The sequence below is a fragment of the Sciscionella marina DSM 45152 genome (genome assembly GCF_000379465.1).
GTDB classification, from domain to species: Bacteria; Actinomycetota; Actinomycetes; order Mycobacteriales; family Pseudonocardiaceae; genus Sciscionella; species Sciscionella marina.
Genome location: NZ_KB905386.1, coordinates 23,516 through 40,889, shown reverse-complemented (window position 1 = coordinate 40,889; position 17,374 = coordinate 23,516). Strand labels below are relative to the sequence as shown.

General features: G+C 65.8%; 12 protein-coding genes and 1 tRNA gene. 9 read left to right on the top strand and 4 right to left on the bottom strand.

From position 1 onward, the window contains the following. Positions 1-7 precede the first annotated feature (7 nt). The gene (gene gndA / locus A37U_RS0113615; protein WP_020497196.1) at positions 8-1,447 is read right to left on the bottom strand and encodes an NADP-dependent phosphogluconate dehydrogenase; all 1,440 of its coding nucleotides are present in this window, start codon (positions 1,445-1,447) and stop codon (positions 8-10) included. Positions 1,448-1,700: 253 nt separating this feature from the next. Here gndA and A37U_RS0113610 point away from each other — a divergent pair, with 253 nt between their 5' ends. Further along, positions 1,701-2,384, top strand: a complete 684-nt coding sequence (locus A37U_RS0113610; protein ID WP_338055010.1) for a bifunctional DNA primase/polymerase — start codon at positions 1,701-1,703, stop codon at positions 2,382-2,384. Between the two features lie 158 nt (positions 2,385-2,542). On the opposite strand, the gene A37U_RS0113605 is transcribed toward A37U_RS0113610, so the two are convergent. Next, on the bottom strand, positions 2,543-4,879 hold the full coding sequence (locus A37U_RS0113605; protein ID WP_020497194.1) for a DEAD/DEAH box helicase: 2,337 nt from the start codon (positions 4,877-4,879) through the stop codon (positions 2,543-2,545). A 206-nt stretch (positions 4,880-5,085) separates the two neighbouring features. Between A37U_RS0113605 and A37U_RS0113600 the strand changes: the two genes are divergently transcribed. Together A37U_RS0113600 and A37U_RS0113595 are read left to right on the top strand one after the other, a co-directional pair. Continuing rightward, positions 5,086-7,350, top strand: a complete 2,265-nt coding sequence (locus A37U_RS0113600) for a sodium-translocating pyrophosphatase (protein ID WP_020497193.1) — start codon at positions 5,086-5,088, stop codon at positions 7,348-7,350. 67 nt (positions 7,351-7,417) lie between these two features. Continuing rightward, complete coding sequence (locus A37U_RS0113595; RefSeq protein ID WP_026197196.1) at positions 7,418-8,023, top strand: hypothetical protein; 606 nt, start codon at positions 7,418-7,420, stop codon at positions 8,021-8,023. On the opposite strand, the gene A37U_RS0113590 is transcribed toward A37U_RS0113595, so the two are convergent. Next, positions 8,020-8,550: a PadR family transcriptional regulator gene (locus A37U_RS0113590; protein ID WP_020497191.1), complete on the bottom strand. Its 531-nt coding sequence runs from the start codon at positions 8,548-8,550 to the stop codon at positions 8,020-8,022. The two genes, A37U_RS0113595 and A37U_RS0113590, sit on opposite strands and share 4 nt — an antisense overlap. A 57-nt stretch (positions 8,551-8,607) precedes the next feature. On the opposite strand from A37U_RS0113590, the gene A37U_RS0113585 reads away from it, so the two are divergent. From A37U_RS0113585 to A37U_RS51490, 6 genes are all read left to right on the top strand, one after another. Continuing rightward, a complete protein-coding gene (locus tag A37U_RS0113585; protein WP_026197195.1) occupies positions 8,608-9,912 on the top strand; it encodes a carotenoid oxygenase family protein in 1,305 nt (434 codons plus the stop codon). 4 nt (positions 9,913-9,916) lie between these two features. Next, the gene (locus A37U_RS0113580; protein ID WP_026197194.1) at positions 9,917-10,579 is read left to right on the top strand and encodes a VC0807 family protein; all 663 of its coding nucleotides are present in this window, start codon (positions 9,917-9,919) and stop codon (positions 10,577-10,579) included. 25 nt (positions 10,580-10,604) lie between these two features. Next, positions 10,605-11,564, top strand: a complete 960-nt coding sequence (locus A37U_RS43595) for a helix-turn-helix transcriptional regulator (protein ID WP_020497188.1) — start codon at positions 10,605-10,607, stop codon at positions 11,562-11,564. 96 nt (positions 11,565-11,660) lie between these two features. After that, positions 11,661-12,458, top strand: coding sequence for a DsbA family protein (locus A37U_RS0113570; protein ID WP_020497187.1), 798 nt, complete (start codon positions 11,661-11,663; stop codon positions 12,456-12,458). Positions 12,459-12,537: 79 nt separating this feature from the next. Next, a tRNA-Ala gene (locus tag A37U_RS0113565) sits at positions 12,538-12,610 on the top strand. Between the two features lie 1,032 nt (positions 12,611-13,642). Then, on the top strand, positions 13,643-13,879 hold the full coding sequence (locus A37U_RS51490; protein WP_157182815.1) for a hypothetical protein: 237 nt from the start codon (positions 13,643-13,645) through the stop codon (positions 13,877-13,879). Positions 13,880-14,298: 419 nt separating this feature from the next. On the opposite strand, the gene A37U_RS0113550 is transcribed toward A37U_RS51490, so the two are convergent. Beyond that, positions 14,299-17,370, bottom strand: a complete 3,072-nt coding sequence (locus A37U_RS0113550) for an SNF2-related protein (RefSeq protein ID WP_083933475.1) — start codon at positions 17,368-17,370, stop codon at positions 14,299-14,301. Positions 17,371-17,374: the final 4 nt, after the last annotated feature.

Here is a 17,374-nt window from a genome sequence, read left to right as displayed (position 1 = left end):
GTGTCCCTTATGCCGGGTGTTCCGGGCGGCCTTCGGCGGCCCACTCGGTGTGGAAGGAGCCCGGTCGGTCGGTGCGACGGTAGGTGTGCGCGCCGAAGAAGTCCCGCTGCCCCTGAACGAGTGCCGCGGGCAGGCGCTTGGCACGCAGCGCGTCGTAGTAGGAGAGGGAGGTGGAGAACCCGGGAGCCGGAATGCCCAGCCGCGTCGCGGTGGAGACCACCGAACGCCAGGCATCCTGCCCATCCTCGACGGCACTGCGGAAGGTGCCACTGGTCAACAGGGTCGGCAGGGTCGGCTCGGCGGCGTAGGCGGAACGGATGTCATCGAGGAACTTGGCCCGGATGATGCAGCCGCCGCGCCAGATCGAGGCGATCGCGCCCAGATCGAGATCCCAGCCGTACTCGGCACCGCCGGCCTGGATCTGGTTGAACCCCTGCGCGTAAGCCACCACCTTGGAGGCGTACAGGGCCTGCTCGACATCGGCGGCGAACCGCTCCGCCTCGGCCCCGCTGAGCAGGGAGGCCTTCGGCCCGGCGAGATCACCGGCGGCGGCCCGGAGGTCGGCGTGCCCGGAAAGCGAGCGGGCGAAGACGGCCTCGGCGATCCCGCTGATCGGTACCCCGAGGTCGAGCCCGATCTGCACGGTCCAACGGCCGGTGCCCTTCTGTTCGGCCTGGTCGGCGACGATGTCGACGAACGGCGCCCCGGTCGCGGCGTCCGTGTGGGCGAGCACCTCGGCGGTGATCTCGATCAGATAGGAGTCGAGGCGGCCGGAGTTCCAGCCGCGGAACACCTCGGCGATCTGTGCGGGGGAATACCCCAGCGCACCGCGCAGCAGGTCGAACGCCTCCGCGATGAGCTGCATATCGGCGTACTCGATGCCGTTGTGCACCATCTTCACGAAGTGCCCGGCCCCGTCCGCGCCGATGTGGGTGCAGCACGGTTCGCCGCCCACGTGCGCGGAGATGCTTTCGAGCAGCGGACCGAGCGAGGCGTACGACTCGGCCGAACCACCGGGCATGATGCTCGGACCGTGCAGCGCGCCCTCCTCGCCGCCGGAGACACCGGTCCCGACGAAGTGCAGGCCGCGTTCACGCAGGTCGGCCTCCCTGCGGCGGGTGTCGGCGAAGTGCGCGTTGCCCGCGTCCACGATGACATCGCCGTTGTCCAGCAGCGGGGCGAACTCCTCGATGACGGCGTCGGTCGCGGCACCGGCCTTGACCATGATCACGATCTTGCGCGGCCGTTCGAGGGCGGCGACGAACTCCTTGGCCGTTTCGGTCGGGACGAACTCTCCCTCGTGGCCGAACTGGTCGACCAGGTCGCGGACCCGTTCCGGCGAGCGGTTGTGCAGCGCGACGGTATGTCCCGTGCGCGCGAGGTTGCGTGCGAGGTTCCGGCCCATCACCGCGAGGCCGGTCACTCCGATGCTCGCCGCCTTGCTCATCCCTGTCTTCCTCTCCTTGAGGTACACCTGCGCCCTGTCTACCAGAGCGGTGATAGGGGCGGGCGGTCGATGAGATGCGACGAACGGCCTTCAGGTCGGTAAGCGGGTGCCGTTGAAATACGCCCATCGGTCCGGAGGGGTACAGCGCGTCGCCTTGATCGGGGCTCGTTCGTCGTGCCTCGGCTACCGGTTATCGACTCCGGGTTTCGGTGAAGTTGCAACTTGCCGTTGAGTGGTGTGAGTCACCGAGGTAATGCGAGACACACCGGGACGCACCGAGCCCGGAAGGGAATGGAGGAAGACTTCGATGGACTGGTCGGATAATTGGCGAGACGCCTTCCGCATCGAGTTGCGTGCTGAGGCCGTTGGTCTCGCATGGCGCGGGTGGCCGATCATGCCTGGCACCTATCCGACCGGCGAGGTGTGGACCGACGGCGAGCGCGACCGGGTGAACGGTCCCGAGCCGGTGGACTCCGACTGGAAACTGCAAGTTGCAGCAAAGCCGGAAGAAGTGGCGAGCATCTGGACCGGCCGCCCGTACAGCCTGCTCGTGGCCACCGGAACAGTGCTCGACGCGGTCGAGGTCCCGGCGGCGATCGGCATGCGTGTCGCGGGGTTGCTGCGCACGGTCGGCGTGGTCGCGCCGATCGCGGCGACCCCGGAGGGCCGTTGGATCTTCCTGACGACCCCCGGTCGCCGGATCAACCCCGAACTGCGTGCACACCCCGAGATCAAGGTGCGCGGTGCGGGCGACTGGATTCCGCTTCCTCCCTCGTCCTGCCAGCACGGCATCGTCCACTGGAGGGTCAAGCCGCAGACCTGCGGCTGGCAGCTCGCGGAGGCCGGTTTCGTGCAGGACGCCATCTCGCAGGTGCTCGGCCAGGTCGACGTGGACCACGCCGACCGGGTGCTTGCGACACAGCGTCTTTCGGCCTAGAGCTCCCCTGCTGGTCGACCGAGCACTACAACACAACTGGATACTTGGCCGTGTTGGGCGTCTGGATTCTCGGCCCGCGCAGTGAGCCGAAACGCTCGGGTACCCCGTACCCACCCCCGAGGGCGTTGACTGGATCGCACCATCCAGCCGGATCGCTGTCAGGTAACACCGCTCCGTAATACGGGAAGCACCGCGCCCAACACGGCCATCGCACCCTGCTTGTCCAGTGGTTCGTTACCGTTCCCGCATTTCGGTGACTGCACACAGGACGGGCACCCGGCCGGACACTCGCAGGCTGAGATCGCCTTCCGAGTCGTGGCCAGCCAAGGGACCAACGCGGCGAAGCCGCGGTCGGCGAACCCAGCGCCCCCAGGGTGACCATCGTGCACGAACACCGTCGCCTCCCCGGTGTCCGCATGCAGCGCGGTGGACACCCCGCCGATGTCCCAACGGTCGCAGGTCGCGAAGAGCGGAAGCAAGCCGATCGCCGCGTGTTCGGCGGCATGCAACGCACCGGGGATACGTGCTGGATCCAGCCCAGCACCCCCCGGTGCGTTGTTGCGCAACAGATCCTCGCCGATGGTGTACCAGACCGCGCGAGTGCGCAGCACCTGCTCGGGAAGATCGAGCGGAACCTGGTTGAGGACCTTTCCCGAGGGCAGCTTGCGCAGATATCCGATGACCTGCGAGGTGACCTCGACCGAACCGAGGCAGCTGGTCACCCCACCGCCGTGATCCTGGCGGACCAGGGTCTCGAGCACCCGGATGTCGACCACCTCGCGCGGCGTGGTGATCCAGTCCGGACGCTCGGCGTGCACGAGCGCGATCCCCTCGTCCAGATCGAGCGAATCGACCACGAACGACTCGCCCTGATGCAGGTGCACCGCTCCCTCGTGCACACTGTTCGGCGCCGAGCCCGCGTCCACGGTGCCCAGCAGCCGCCCGGTGTCCCCCTCCACGACCGCGATCTGGCCACCACCCGAACCGCGCAGGTCGACCGTTCCGTGTGGGCGGTCCCGACTGGACCAGAACCATCCGTGCGGGCGGGCGCGCACCACCTTCTGCTCGGTGAGCTCGGTCAGCAGCGGCTCGGCCGTCTCCGCCCCGCCGAACTCGGCGAGCCCCGCACGGGTGAGCGGCAGTTCGGCGGTCGCGCAGGCGAGATGCGGGCCCAGTACATAGGGATTGGCCGGATCGAGCACGGTGCTTTCCACCGGCCGGTCGAAGATCGCCTCCGGGTGGTGCACGAGATAGGTGTCGAGCGGATCGTCGCGCGCGATGAACACGACGAGTGGTTCGTCCTCGCCCGCGCGGCCGGCCCGCCCCGCCTGCTGCCAGAAGGAGGCCAGTGTTCCGGGGTACCCGGCGACGAGTACCGCGTCCAGCCCGGCGATGTCGATGCCGAGCTCGAGCGCGTTGGTGGTGGCGACCCCGAGCAGTGAACCCGAGTCGAGTGCGGATTCGAGTCCCCTGCGGTCCTCGGCCAGGTACCCACCGCGATAGGCGGCGATCTTGCCCGCCAGCCGGTTGTCGACCTCCCCGAGGATCCGTTTCGCACCGAGCGCGGTGAGTTCGGCGCCGTGCCGGGAACGCACGAAGGCCAGGGTGCGTGCTCCCTCGATGACCAGGTCCGCCAGGACCCGCGCGGCTTCGGCACCCGCCTGCCTGCGTACCGGGGCACCGTGCTCCCCGGTCTCGGATTCCAGCGGCGGCTCCCACAGCGCGACCGTGCGCGCCCCACGCGGCGAGCCGTCCTCGGTGACCTCGGTGACCTCGAGCCCGGTGAGCGCGGATGCCGAGCGCCCCGGCTCGGCGGCCGTGGCCGAGGCGAGCAGGAACACCGGGTCCGCGCCGTAGCGTGCGGCGATCCTGCGCAGCCGCCGGATCAGCAGCGCGACGTGCGAACCGAAAAGGCCGCGGTAGGCGTGGCACTCGTCGATCACCACGAAGCGCAGGTTCCGGAAGAACCGTGCCCACCGTTCGTGCCGGGGCAGCAGGGAGAAATGCAGCATGTCCGGATTGGTGAACAACCAGTTCGCGTGCGCGGCGGCCCAGTCGCGCTCCCCCAGAGGGGTGTCACCGTCCACGGTTGCCGCGCGCACCGCGGACAGGCCGAGCTCACCGACCGAACGCACCTGGTCGGAGCCGAGGGCCTTGGTTGGCGCGAGATACAGCGCGGTGTCCCGCTTCCCCTCAGTGAGCGCGGTCAGCACCGGGAGCAGATAGCAGGCCGATTTCCCGGAGGCGGTACCGGTCGAGACCACGACGTGCCGCCCGGACCAGGCGAGTTCGGCGGCCCGGGCCTGATGGGTCCACGGTGCGCGCATTCCACTGGCGCGCAAGGCGTCGACAACTTCCTCGGCGGCGAACGACGGCCACTCGGCATGGTGCTCGGCCCGCGCGGGCGTCAGCTCCACATGGGTGAGCGGTCCGGCCGATTCGTCGAGTCCCGCGAGAATTCTCTTCAGTAACCGTTGTCCGTCGTGCTCACTCACCCACTCAGTATCGCGCGCCCCTCTGACATGGCGTCGATGAGCACTCTGTGCACTTTCCGCATACAACACGTCGGTAACGAGATGGGCACTTCAGATGCCGGAAAGTTACGCTCGGTGCCGTGGTCAAGACAGGGGCGACAGTGACGGATATCTCTCGCTAGACTGCGCGCCCATCAAAGCTAGCTACCGATGAGATCGGAGGGCTTATGACCGAGTTCCTTGCGGCGAGTGGCGAATTATCCTTCACCGGCGGCGACCGCCTCATTGTGATCGTGGTCGGCGTCATCGCACTGGCCGCGCTCGGTGTCGGGTACGTACTCCTACGGCAGGTCATGGGCGCCGGAGCGGGCACGGCGAAGATGCAGGAGATCGGGAGAGCCGTCCAGGAAGGCGCATCCGCGTTCCTGAACAGGCAGTTCCGTACCCTCGGCATTTTCGCGGTGGTCATCTTCGTGCTGTTGTTCGCGCTCCCCGCCGCCGATTGGGGCGAACGAATAGGGCGTTCCCTTTTCTTCATCGTCGGCGCGGCGTTCTCCGCGTGTATCGGCTATCTCGGCATGTGGCTTTCCACCCGCGCGAATCTCCGGGTCGCCGCGGCCGCGCGGGAATCCGGTGGCAAGGAAAAGGCGATGCGGCTCGGATTCCGCACCGGTGGTGTCGTCGGCCTGATGACGGTCGGACTCGGTCTGCTCGGTGCGGCGGTCGTGGTGCTCGTCTACGTCGGTGGTGCCCCGAAGGTCCTCGAAGGCTTCGGGTTCGGCGCCGCGATGCTGGCCATGTTCATGCGTGTCGGCGGCGGCATCTTCACCAAGGCCGCGGACGTCGGTGCGGACCTGGTCGGCAAGGTCGAGCAGGGCATCCCGGAGGACGATCCCCGTAACGCGGCCACCATCGCGGACAACGTCGGCGACAACGTCGGCGACTGCGCGGGTATGGCCGCCGATCTCTTCGAGTCCTACGCGGTCACCCTGGTCGCCGCGCTGATCCTCGGCGCGAGTGCGTTCGGCACTCAGGGACTGCTGTTCCCGCTGATCGTACCCGCGATCGGGGTGCTGACCGCGATGCTCGGGGTGTTCATCACCCGGGCGCGTAGCGGAGAGAGCGGGCTGACCGCGATCAACCGCGCCTTCTACATCTCCGCGGTGGTCTCGGCGGTGCTGTGCACCGTCGCCGCGTTCGTCTATCTGCCCACCAGCTTCGGTGATCTCACCGGCGGGGTGCGCGGAGTCGGCGGCAACCCGGCGCTGATCGCCACCATCTCGGTGATCATCGGGATCGCGCTCGCGGCCATCATCCTCAAGCTGACCGGGTACTTCACCGGGACCGAGGACAACCCGGTCAAGAGCGTCGGCAAGTCCTCGCTCACCGGTCCGGCGACGGTCATCCTCTCCGGGATCTCGGTCGGTTTCGAATCGGCGGTGTACACCGCGATCGTGATCGGGGCCGCGGTGTTCGGCGCCTATCTGCTCGGTGGCGCGATCGCGCTGTTCGCGGTGGCCATGGCGGGCACGGGGCTGCTGACCACGGTCGGGGTGATCGTGGCGATGGATACCTTCGGGCCCGTCTCGGACAATGCCCAGGGCATCGCCGAGATGTCCGGGGATGTGGAGGACGAGGGCGCGCAGATCCTCACCGATCTGGACGCGGTCGGCAACACCACCAAGGCGATCACCAAGGGCATCGCCATCGCGACCGCGGTACTCGCCGCGACCGCACTGTTCGGCTCGTATTCCGAGGCGATCCGCGAGGCGGGCGGCACCCTGATCGCGAGCATCGCCGCGCCACAGACCCTTGTCGGCGTGGTCATCGGGGCCGCCGTGGTGTTCCTGTTCTCCGGGCTGGCGATCAACGCCGTCTCCCGGGCCGCGGGTGCCGTGGTGTTCGAGGTGCGCCGCCAGTTCCGGGAGATCTCCGGGATCATGGAGGGCACCGCCAAACCCGAGTACGGCAAGGTGGTCGACATCGTCACCAAAGACTCGCTGCGTGAACTGGCCACCCCCGGCCTGCTTGCGATCTTCGCGCCGATCGCGGTCGGGTTCGGCCTCGGCACCGGTGCGCTCGCCGGGTATCTCGGTGGGGCGATCGCCACCGGAACCCTGATGGCGATCTTCCTCGCGAACTCCGGCGGCGCCTGGGACAACGCGAAGAAACTCGTCGAGGACGGCCACCACGGTGGCAAGGGATCCGAGGCGCACGAGGCGACCATCATCGGGGACACCGTCGGCGATCCGTTCAAGGACACCGCCGGTCCTTCGATCAACCCGCTGATCAAGGTGATGAACCTGGTCTCGCTGCTGATCGCCCCGGCGGTGGTCACGTTCTTCGCCGGCGGGACCGGTTACACCACGGTGCGGATCGTCATCGCGCTCGTCGCGGTCGCGATCATCGTCACCGCGGTGGCCGTGTCCAAGCGGCGTGGCACCGCGATCGCGGAGGAATCCGAACCGGCACCGAGCCGGGCCTCGGTCTGAACACGAACGAAGCAGCCCGTTCCCGCCATTGGGGGACGGGCTGCTTGCGTTGTGACACCATGGTGCGATGAAGTTTCCGCGAGTGGCGACGGCCCTGATCTGTGTCGTAGCGCTCGCGCTCGGCATCGTCGTGCTCGTCACCGTCACCCAGACGGATTCCCGCGCCCACCAAGCGAATCTGAACCGCTATGCGGACACGGTGTGCCGCGGGCTCGCCGCGCCCGCCGCCGCGTACCGCTCCATGCCCGGGCACGGCCAGGACGACTCGCTCAAGGCTTGGTACACCCGGTATTTCGCCACCCTCGGGCGCACCGTGCACGAGACACTGTCCGCAATGGACAAACTGGGGAAGGTGTCCGACCCGGTGTCCGCGACCGATCAGGAGCTGCGCCGGTTCTTCGGTACGGCACAGCTCGCCGCGGCCGACGGCGGCAAAGGGGTCGCCGGGCTCGATCCTGACGACCCCGCCTTCGATGCCCGCATCGACAAGCTCACCGGCGGGCCGATTGCGCCGGAGCGGTTCAACGACATGCTCGACCGGGCACATAAGACCCCGCAACTGTCCAAGGCGATGGTGATCGCGCCCTCCTGCGAACCGGCGACCCAGGACATGCAGCTGGTCGTACAACGGAAAATGCTCGATCTGCTCTTCGGCGGCAATACGCCGACCTAGCTCTTTTCCTGGCTCTTTTCCTGTTCGGCGATCGCCCAGCGGGCCCATTCCTGGGTCGAGGCGAGGGTCAGCATGCCGAACTTGGCCGCGTACGCACCCGAGGGCAGCGGCCGCTCGCCGTTTCCGAGGTGCTCGAAGATCGCGCTGACCGCGGAATGCTGCTCGGTGGCCCATTTCTCCAGATCGCGCAGTAGTTCGACTCGCTGCTCCGGCTCCAGCGCGGAGAGCATGAACATGCGGAGCAGGAACTCGTTGCGGACCGCCCCGCCACGCGGTTCGGAGTACAGCCAGGTGCGCAACTCCTCGAGCCCGGCATCGGTGATGCCGTAGACCCGTCGCCCGCGCGCGCCCTCCTCGACCACCTCGATCAGGCTTGCCTCTTCGAGTTTGCGCAGTTCGGGATAGATCTGACTGTGTTTGGCGCTCCACGCGTACAGCCCGATGCCCGCGGCGAACCGCTGCGTCAGGTCGTAGCCGCTCGCCGGCCCGTCGTGCAACAGGCCCAGCAGTGCGTACCTCAGTGACATGACCAAAGCTTACCTGTCGGTGTTGACATGTAAATTTCGACATGTCATCTTCTACCTATGACTGAATCACTGGAGGCCGTCGGACACCTTGCTCCGGTGCCCGATGAGATCGAGGCTTTCGAGCTGGAGGTGGCGGGAGCGCTGCCGCCCGAGCTGTGTGGCCGGTACCTGCGTAATGGCCCGAATCCACTGCTCGGTGAGGATCCGGGGCACTGGTTCGCCGGGCACGGCATGCTGCACGGGATACGGCTGCGTGCGGGCCGTGCGGAGTGGTATCGCAACCGTTGGGTGTGCACCGACAAGCTCGCTGGACGGTCCGGGTGGCACGACGGCATGCGCGACCTGCGGGTGAACTCGGCGAACACACACGTCATCGAGCACGGTGGTGCCCTGCTCGCGTTGTGCGAGGGCGGTTTGCCGTATCAGGTGACCGATCAGCTGGACACGGTCGGCGCCTACGATTTCGGGGGCCGGCTGCGCACCGCGATGACCGCGCACCCCAAGGAGGATCCGGTCACCGGTGAGTTGCTGTTCTATGGATACTCCTCGCATCAGCCGTACCTGACCTTCCACATCGCCGACGCGGACGGCACGCTCGTGCACAGCGAGCCGATCGAGGTTCCCGGGCCGACGATGATGCACGATTTCGCGATCACCGAGAACCACGTGCTGTGGCTGGACCTGCCGATGGTGTTCGACCAGCAGCGGCCCGGCATGCCGTTCGGCTGGGATGATCACTACGGTGCGCGGATCGGGGTGATGCCCCGCACCGGCGGCCCGGTGCGCTGGGTGGACATCGAGCCCTGTTACGTGTTCCATGTCGGGAACGCCAGCGAGGACTCATCGGGGGCGATCGTGCTCGATGCGGTGCGGTACCGGCCGGAGGACATCGTGACGCTGTGGCACGGGCCCACTATGCGCGGCCGTGAGGTCACCGAGGCGGGCAAGGCGATGTTGCACCGCTGGCGGATCGATCCGCGCACCGGCACGGTTCAGGAGCAGCAGCTCGACGACCGCGCCGTGGAATTCCCGACGTTGAGCGATGCGCTCATCGGGCGCGCGAGCCGGTACCTCTACCTGGTCGCCGGTTCCGGGATCGCCAAACACGACAACCGAACCGGTGAGATCCGCGAATACCGCGGCACGCCGGGGGATCACTTCGGCGAGCCGGTGTTCGTGCCCGCTGCCGGGGCACGCGCCGAGGACGAGGGCTGGCTGCTCACGATCACCACTCCCGCGGATGGCTCGGCCTCGGCGCTGCTGGTGCTCGACGCGAGCGATCCGGCGAACGGGCCGGTGGCCCGAGTGCGTTTGCCGAGGCGGGTTCCCGCCGGATTCCACGGTTCCTGGATCGAGGACTGACGAGATGACTACTACTACTACCGCACAGCAGAGCTCGGTGCCCCGGATTTTCACCATTCTCTGGGGACTGTTTCTCGATGTGGGATTGGGCCTGATCGCCTATTTCGGCATGCGGCTGGCCGGATTCGAAGCGTATTACGCCCTCTTGACCGCCGCTGTTGTCGCCGGACTGCGCCTGGTGTACGGATTGCTGCGGGCGCGCCGGTTCGAAGGGTTCGCCGCCTTCATGTGTCTGGGATTTCTCATCGGCATGGGATTGGCTTTCGTCACCGGGAGCGATCGATTCCTGTTATTGAAAGACTCGTTCACGACCGCGATTCTCGCTCTTGTCATGTTCGCGAGCTGTTTCATCGGGAAGCCGTTCATGTTCCACGCCTCGAAACGGTTCAACGCGGCCGGTGGAATGGAAGGCGCGGAATGGGAACGGAAATGGCGGGAATTCGCGGGGTTCCGGCGGCTGTTTCGGTTCGTGACCGTGGTCTGGGGGCTCGCTTTCCTGGCCGAATCGCTGGTGCGCATCCCGATCGTCTACGGGCTGCAGATCGACCTCGCCGCGACCCTCGCCGGGCTGCTCATGCCCGCGATGCTGATCGGCCTGCTCGCCTGGACCCTGCGCTATGCCCGGCGCCAGGAAAAGCGACTGAAGGCCGCAGCGGACGCATCCTGACCGCAAAGGTGCCTATCCTGGGGGTATGGGCACCTATCCGTCCGCTCGGCTGTTCCGGGTGCTGTCCCTGCTCCAGGCGCGGCGCGTGTGGTCCGGGGCCGAACTCGCCGAGCGGCTCGGGGTCACCGAACGCACCGTGCGCCGGGACATCGACTGCCTGCGCGAACTCGGTTATGTGATCGACAGCCTCACCGGGACCGCGGGCGGATACCGGCTCGGTGCGGGGAATCGCCTGCCTCCGCTGCAGCTCGAGGACACCGAGGCCGTCGCGGTCGCGGCCGCGCTGCTCACCGCGGACCGGGTCGGCGAACCGGCCACGCGGGCGCTCGCGAAACTCGAACAGGTATTGCCGAAACGGCTGCGGCCGAACGTGAGCGGGCTCGCCGCGAGCACCGTCATCCTGCCCGGTGGTCAGCGCGAATCGGTCGACCCGGTCGTGCTCGGCGCACTCGCCGCGGCCTGCCGGGACCACGAAATCCTGGAGTTCGACTACACCAGGATGGACGGAACTCAGCGGCAGCGCACCGTCGCGCCGCATCACCTGATCGCCGGATACGGGCTCTGGTACCTCATCGGGCACGACGAGGATCGTGCCGACTGGCGGGTGTTCCGGGTCGACCGGATCCGCGAGCCATTGCCCAACGGCCGCCGGTTCACCCCGCGGGCCCTGCCGGTCACGCCCGAGGAATACCTGCGCACCGCGCTGCGGGACACCCCGTATCCGTACACCGCGCAGGCCGTGGTCGATGCCGATTCCGCGCGGGTGGCCGCATGCCTGGTGGCCCCGCAGCCCTGGCGGGTCACCGCGCTCGGCGAACAGTGCAGCCGGGTGCGGTTCGGTGCCGTCGAGCTCGACGCGATCCTCGGCGAGATCCTGTCCATCGCCCGGCTCGCCGTGCCCATCCAGATCCAGGGGCCACCCGAACTCACCGAGCGGCTGCAGGGGGCCGTGGCCGCCCTCACACGGTCCGTGCACGGGCGCTGAGCTCGGCTTTACACGGCATCGGTACCCTTGCGTACTTACAGCGGTATTGCCTGTTCCGGTGGGTCGTACGCCCGCCGATGCCGAAAGGACTACGAAGTGGGCGGCGCACAGCGCAACCAGCGCAAGAAAAACCAACGAAACGCCAACCAGGCAACGAAGGCCATCGCGTCCGCGCGGGGGGCGAGCTCCGGGCGCGCCAAATGGATCGTCTCCGCCGTCGCGGTGATCGTCATCGCCGGCGCCATCATCGGGGGCGTGCTGCTGACCAACAGCAGCAAGCAGGCCGCGGCCAACGACGTCATCCCGACCGCGGATGTCAAGTCGAACTACCAGGTCAAGCCCAATCCGGACGGCACGGTCACCGCGGGCAAACCGGATGCCAAGGTCAAGCTCGACTTCTACGAAGACCTGCTCTGCCCCGCCTGCGGCCAGTTCAACAAGCTGTACGGCCAAGAAGTGGAGCAGAAGCTCGAGTCCGGCGACGTCCAGGTCAAGTACCACGTCCTGCCGTTCCTCAACGAGAACTCCAGCCCGCCCGGGTACTCCGAGCGCTCCTCCGCCGCCCTGTACTCCGTCGCCGTCAACTCGCCGGACAAGTTCGCCGCTTATGAAAGCAGCCTCTACAAGACCCAGGCCCAGGAACAGACCGCCGGCTACAACGACGACCAGCTCATCTCACTCGGGAAACGCCTCGGCGTTGGCGGCAGCTTCGAGCAGGACGTGCGCAGTGGCAAATACAAGGACCTCATGAACAAGAGCCTGCAGAGCGCCGGCCAGGACATGCAGAAAGCCACCGGCAAGCTCGCCACGCCAACCATCCTGCACGATGGCAAGAACGTCGAAGTCAGCCAGAAGAACTGGCTCGAAGACCTGATCAACAAGGCCAAGGGCTGAGCACCGACCCCCGCGCGCGGCGCCGCGCACGGGGTAGGTATGCTGTTCACGTCACGTTCGGCAAGCCCGGACGCGACACGGGGCTGTAGCGCAGCTGGTAGCGCACCACACTGGCAGTGTGGGGGTCACGGGTTCGAACCCCGTCAGCTCCACTCCGAATCGTCACCCACCGCAGGCCGCATGGCCTGCGGTTTTTTCGTGTTTCGTCACAGGTGGTCGACTGTCCCTTGTGGACTGTTCAACGTTCAACTGGAGCAAATCTGGAGCAGTTGATCATGAGGGGGTCAAATGGGGTCACGACCCTGGAGCAGGATTGGGTGCTCCAGTCGGGTGATTCTGTCCGGACGGATGGGCTTCTCTGGGATGCGCTGTGACGTGCGATTCCGATCGCACCGGGGTCTGGGACCTGGGATAGGGGAGTGGTGTGGTGGCGGTGCCGTTGGGCGCTGTTGCGTGCGGTTGTGGCTAGGGGGCGTGAGACCCGATTCTGGGGGTCCGCGGGCTCAGCAACCGCGCGGAACGAGCATCCAACGGTCGTGTGTTGCGGTGAATGGCGTCGTATGGCTCGGTGATGCATGATCTTTTCGGGGCTGTGGACCACGGGGGTGGCGTCAGATTACGGCGCTGGGATGGTGAGGATTCGCTGCGTCGGTAGAGGTATAGGGCGCTGTTGAATCCGAACCATTGCGGGATTGGCACTGTGTGGACCAACGTGAACCGGGATTGATTGTTGAGCAGTTGGTGGAGGTGGGCGTCGTCAGTGCAGTCGCTGGCCGCTCGGCCGACGTAGCACACTGTGTCGCCGGTGTAGCGTTCCACTGCTTCTGCGGCCCAGGGTTTGTCGTAGCTGGGTCAGACGAGCAGCAGGGTGCGATCGCCGTGGCTATCGACGGTGGTGTGGTCGTCGACGAGTACTTCGGACCAGGCGTGTCCGTCGCGCGATCTCGATGGCGCACTGGGAGGGGCGGGGTCGTAGGCAAGTATGTCTACGCCGCGTTCACGTAGCAGGCGGCCTAGTAGCCATTTCCGGCGCCGAGCTCGAGCACTCCGTGTGGAGCGTGAGTACGATCGGAGTGAGGGCTTCGTCGTTCGGCATCGTCCAGGCAAATCAACGACTCCGCGCAGAGCTTGCCGCGCGGAGCACTGAGGTCTCCGAGGCAGCGGACGTGGTTCGCCGAGCGCGAATGATCATTCGCGCGTTCATCGTTGAGGCCGCAGGATTCGACGCCGGAGACGCCATGCCAATCCAAGCCGAACAGCTGTGCCACGAACTGGCAGCAGCCGATTCCCTTGCTGACGGCATCTACCAATCGATCCCAGTGAGTAACGACCAGACTCCGCAGCCGCAGCGGTCCACGCCCACCCACCCGAACTTCGGGCCGGGACCGATAGATGGTCTCGCCGTGGAATTGAAGGAATAGCTCCTTGTTGTTTAGTGGCATGGAATGAACGGTTGGCTTAGGCAGGCTATACTGCCTAAGTCATTCCGCCTACGCGGTGATGTCGTGAGTGAGGAGTGGGGCGCTGTGTGACGGCGCCCCACTCCTCACATGTTCCTCGCGAGATCGCGGTCAGAAGATAGTGCTGCTACATCGGCGTTTTGCCGACTATCAGATAGAAGCTTTACCCGATAGAAGGTTACATACCGTGTGGCTAGCGGTTTACTCTGATCACGGAAACCCTCTGTCGCATAGCGGTGTTTGTTGAATGCTGTGACCTGTGTGTCGACGGTTCTTGGAGGCTGCCCCCTGGGGCGGAGTTCGAGCAGTTGTAGCGTTCGGGAATGAGCGGTGTCGGGGTGCGGGGGCTATCTGAGGTGCGACGCCGCTCAACTTGGTTGTTATCGAGCGCTTCGGTCGTGGAGGGCTAGCCAGGTGATGAGCGTGATCTGGTCGTCGGAGTCTGTATCGGCGATTTGGTGCTGTCTGGCAACGAGCTTGCGTGCTTGTTTCAGCGCTGGCCATAGTTCGTGGAACACGGTCGCTGGCATGGATCCATTGGGCTGGACGGTCTTTGTGGGGTGATGAGTTGCGGTGGCCATCCAGCGTCGCAGATCGACGGCTGCCTCGGTGAGGCACTGGGCCTGTTCGACCAAGGTCACGCCGTTGGTGAACACCGTGCACAGCACGGCTTTGTTGTGTAATTCGGTGTGCATACGGAAGCAGAACACGAAGCCTCGTAAAGCTCGTTGCCCGGCGAGCCCACCGGCTTTGCGTGGGAAGTTGCGGATGGCCTCACCTAGTATCGGTGTCCGCAACGCTGTCGCTAGCATTACTCGGTAGTGTTCTATGTCGAATGCGGGGAAGGTGTCGACAGGTTCGTCTGTCGTGAGTACTGCGGAGGTGAAGTCCCGTAGTTGCACTCTGGATCCGGGAAGGATCTCGTTGGGCACGCCGACAGCTGCCGCAGCGACGTCGATCTTTCCATACAGGCGGTCCAGTAGCCGGAGGATCGCGTCGAGGCCGCGGTCGGGGAAAACTGACCAGCAGTTGACGTTGGTGTAGGGCGAGCCCAGTCGGTCGACGCGGCCGGAGCGTTGCCAGATCATCATCGGGTTCCAGGGCAAGTCGAAGTGGATCACGAAAGCGGTCTGTTGCAGATTGATCCCTTCGGCCAGCATGTCGGTGCAGACGAGCAGATCGTGACGGTTGCTGGGGTGGTGTCCGCGCAGCGCCCCGGGCATTCCATGAGCGGCTTGAGGCGCGAAATCTGCGGTTACGCGTTGGATCTCTTTTTTGGATGGTGGTTGTGATCGGGCCAAGCTGGCGAACCGGCCGCGGTAGGCGGCCAACTTCGGATTGGTCTTGATTTGTTGTTCCAGGAACCGGGTGAGATGTTCACCGGTGGCGCGGGAGCCAGTAAAGATGACGACCTTCGGCCCGTCCTCGTGGGCGGCGATGCGCGTCAGGCATTCCGCGATAGCCGGGAGTTTGGGGTCGAGCGGAATCAGTTCTCTGGCCGTATTTTTCAATCGTGTGAGCACGTCGAGGTCGTGGATCAGGTCGGTGCGTAGTTGGGCGATGTCGAATTCGTTCGCTGGTCGTGCGACTTTGGTGATCCCGCGCTGACGCGTGAGAACATCGTCTCCCTCTAATTCGGCAATGGTGTTCTCGTCCAAGGCATGGTTCCACGCCCAGCGTGCGTCCGGGGCGCTGCCGCTGGCGCACCGGGCGGGCACTCCGACAACTCCGTTGTCCAGGTCGGTGACCACTTCGATGCAGCGGTTGTACATCGCATCGAGTGTGGAGGCGAGGGCGGCGATAGAGGACTCCAGTCGTTTGCACAGCAGGAATTCGGTCAGCCTGGTCCAGTCGGCACCACCGAGGTTCGGATTGTCGGCTTGGTGCAGGATCTGGTAGTCGCGTGGGTGATAGGCGGCCATGGTCAATGGGGGCGGTGGGGGGTGATCGGGGGCGAGGTTGCGGAAGTCGTGCAGTGCCCGGGTGGGGAGCCCGGCGTTGTCGGCGTCCAGCGTGGCTAGCACGTCGCGCACCAAGGTGCGTATTGGTCCGGGCAGATGGTAGACGATTTTGTCCGCGATTTGGTGGGGAAATGTCAGCTCTGCTTTGGCGGTGTCCTCCGGATAGTCGTCTTGGATGAACCTGCGCGTGCGGCGTACCATTACGGATTCCAAGCGGCGGTGCAGTGTGGCCAGTTGCGCTTCGTCGAGCCGATTGGCTTGGCGGCATAGCTCGGTCAGTTCGCGTCGCTGCTGCGCCGGAAGTAGCGGCAGAGTGATTGTGAGGATCTCCGCGAGGTCGTGGCCGCGGTTCTGGATGGGGGTTGCGGTCAGGCTGAATACCCGAGGCGGCGATGATGCGACAGATGTCAGAGCGGTGCACAAGGCGTCCCGCCAGGTAGTGTGGTTGCGTAGCCAGTGCGCCTCGTCGAGCACCACCACTTGATAGGGAAAAGTGTAAGGGCTGGTCGTGGTTGCTGCGTTGATCTCCTTGACCAGCATGTGATAGCTCAGCACGTCGGCATGGAGGTTCCAGTCGGCGAGCCGCCTGCGCCACATCGGCACCAGGTTGGCCGGGCAGACGACCAGGACCTGTTCGTCGCGATCGCGGACTGCTCGTCGGATGATCTCACCCGCGATATAGGTCTTGCCCACGCCGACGTCGTCGGCGATCAACGCACCGCCGTACTGGCGTTCGATCTCCAGCGCGCGTGCGACTGCGTCACGCTGCCAAGCGGTGAGCCCGAGCTTGTCGTCGGCGTTGACATCTTGGCCGAACAGTTCGAACAGCATCCGCAGGAACACCAGCTCATGCGGATAGCAGGCGAACTGCTCCTCAATCAGGCCGGCGAGATCGAAGTCGGTTGCCTCGTCCCACACGGCGCTCGCATATTGGGCTGCCTTCCACGCGCTGGCGCCGGTTAGTGTCACGCTGCATTCTTCGTTGCGTTCCATGCCTCCTAGAGTGAGGTTGGCTGAGCCCACCACTGCCAGCGGCGTGAACCTGTAGCCGTGTTGCGCGAATACCTTGCTGTGCACGAACGCTTTCTCGTGCCGTCGGCAATGGAAACGAGGCTGGCGCAGGATGTCGGCCAGTCCGAGCAAAAGGGTCTGATCGTCTTGCGTCATGGGAACCTGCGCCAGTTCGGCGCGGAGGTAGTCGATGTTGCGATCGAGTCGGCGTCGCAGTGCCGTGGCTGTGTCGGTGAATGGGTCGGGCAGCGTGATCTCAATGGCCTCATCGTAGGAAACGGCCAGCAGAAGCCGTACCTGGCTGCCGTGCTTGATGGCGGCACGCAGTTCAGCCTCGGTCCGTAACAGGCCGTGCAGGCTGACGTATCCCGCGACCAGTGTCACCAGTGGCGGATAGGTTGACGAGCCTGGCGTCAGCCATTGCGCCAGGCTTCGCGCGACAGTCTGGCCGGCGCGGTTAAGCCACAGTGCAGACATCATTTCT

Excerpts from the sequence above, each read along its gene's own strand:
- A37U_RS0113590 (WP_020497191.1), bottom strand. The coding sequence starts at position 8,550 with ATGTCACTGAGGTACGCACTGCTGGGCCTGTTGCACGACGGGCCGGCG.
- A37U_RS43595 (WP_020497188.1), top strand. The coding sequence starts at position 10,605 with ATGGGCACCTATCCGTCCGCTCGGCTGTTCCGGGTGCTGTCCCTGCTC.
- A37U_RS0113550 (WP_083933475.1), bottom strand. The coding sequence starts at position 17,370 with ATGATGTCTGCACTGTGGCTTAACCGCGCCGGCCAGACTGTCGCGCGA.
- A37U_RS0113600 (WP_020497193.1), top strand. The coding sequence starts at position 5,086 with ATGACCGAGTTCCTTGCGGCGAGTGGCGAATTATCCTTCACCGGCGGC.
- A37U_RS0113585 (WP_026197195.1), top strand. The coding sequence starts at position 8,608 with ATGACTGAATCACTGGAGGCCGTCGGACACCTTGCTCCGGTGCCCGAT.
- A37U_RS51490 (WP_157182815.1), top strand. The coding sequence starts at position 13,643 with ATGATCATTCGCGCGTTCATCGTTGAGGCCGCAGGATTCGACGCCGGA.
- A37U_RS0113610 (WP_338055010.1), top strand. The coding sequence starts at position 1,701 with ATGCGAGACACACCGGGACGCACCGAGCCCGGAAGGGAATGGAGGAAG.
- A37U_RS0113595 (WP_026197196.1), top strand. The coding sequence starts at position 7,418 with ATGAAGTTTCCGCGAGTGGCGACGGCCCTGATCTGTGTCGTAGCGCTC.
- A37U_RS0113580 (WP_026197194.1), top strand. The coding sequence starts at position 9,917 with ATGACTACTACTACTACCGCACAGCAGAGCTCGGTGCCCCGGATTTTC.
- gndA (WP_020497196.1), bottom strand. The coding sequence starts at position 1,447 with ATGAGCAAGGCGGCGAGCATCGGAGTGACCGGCCTCGCGGTGATGGGC.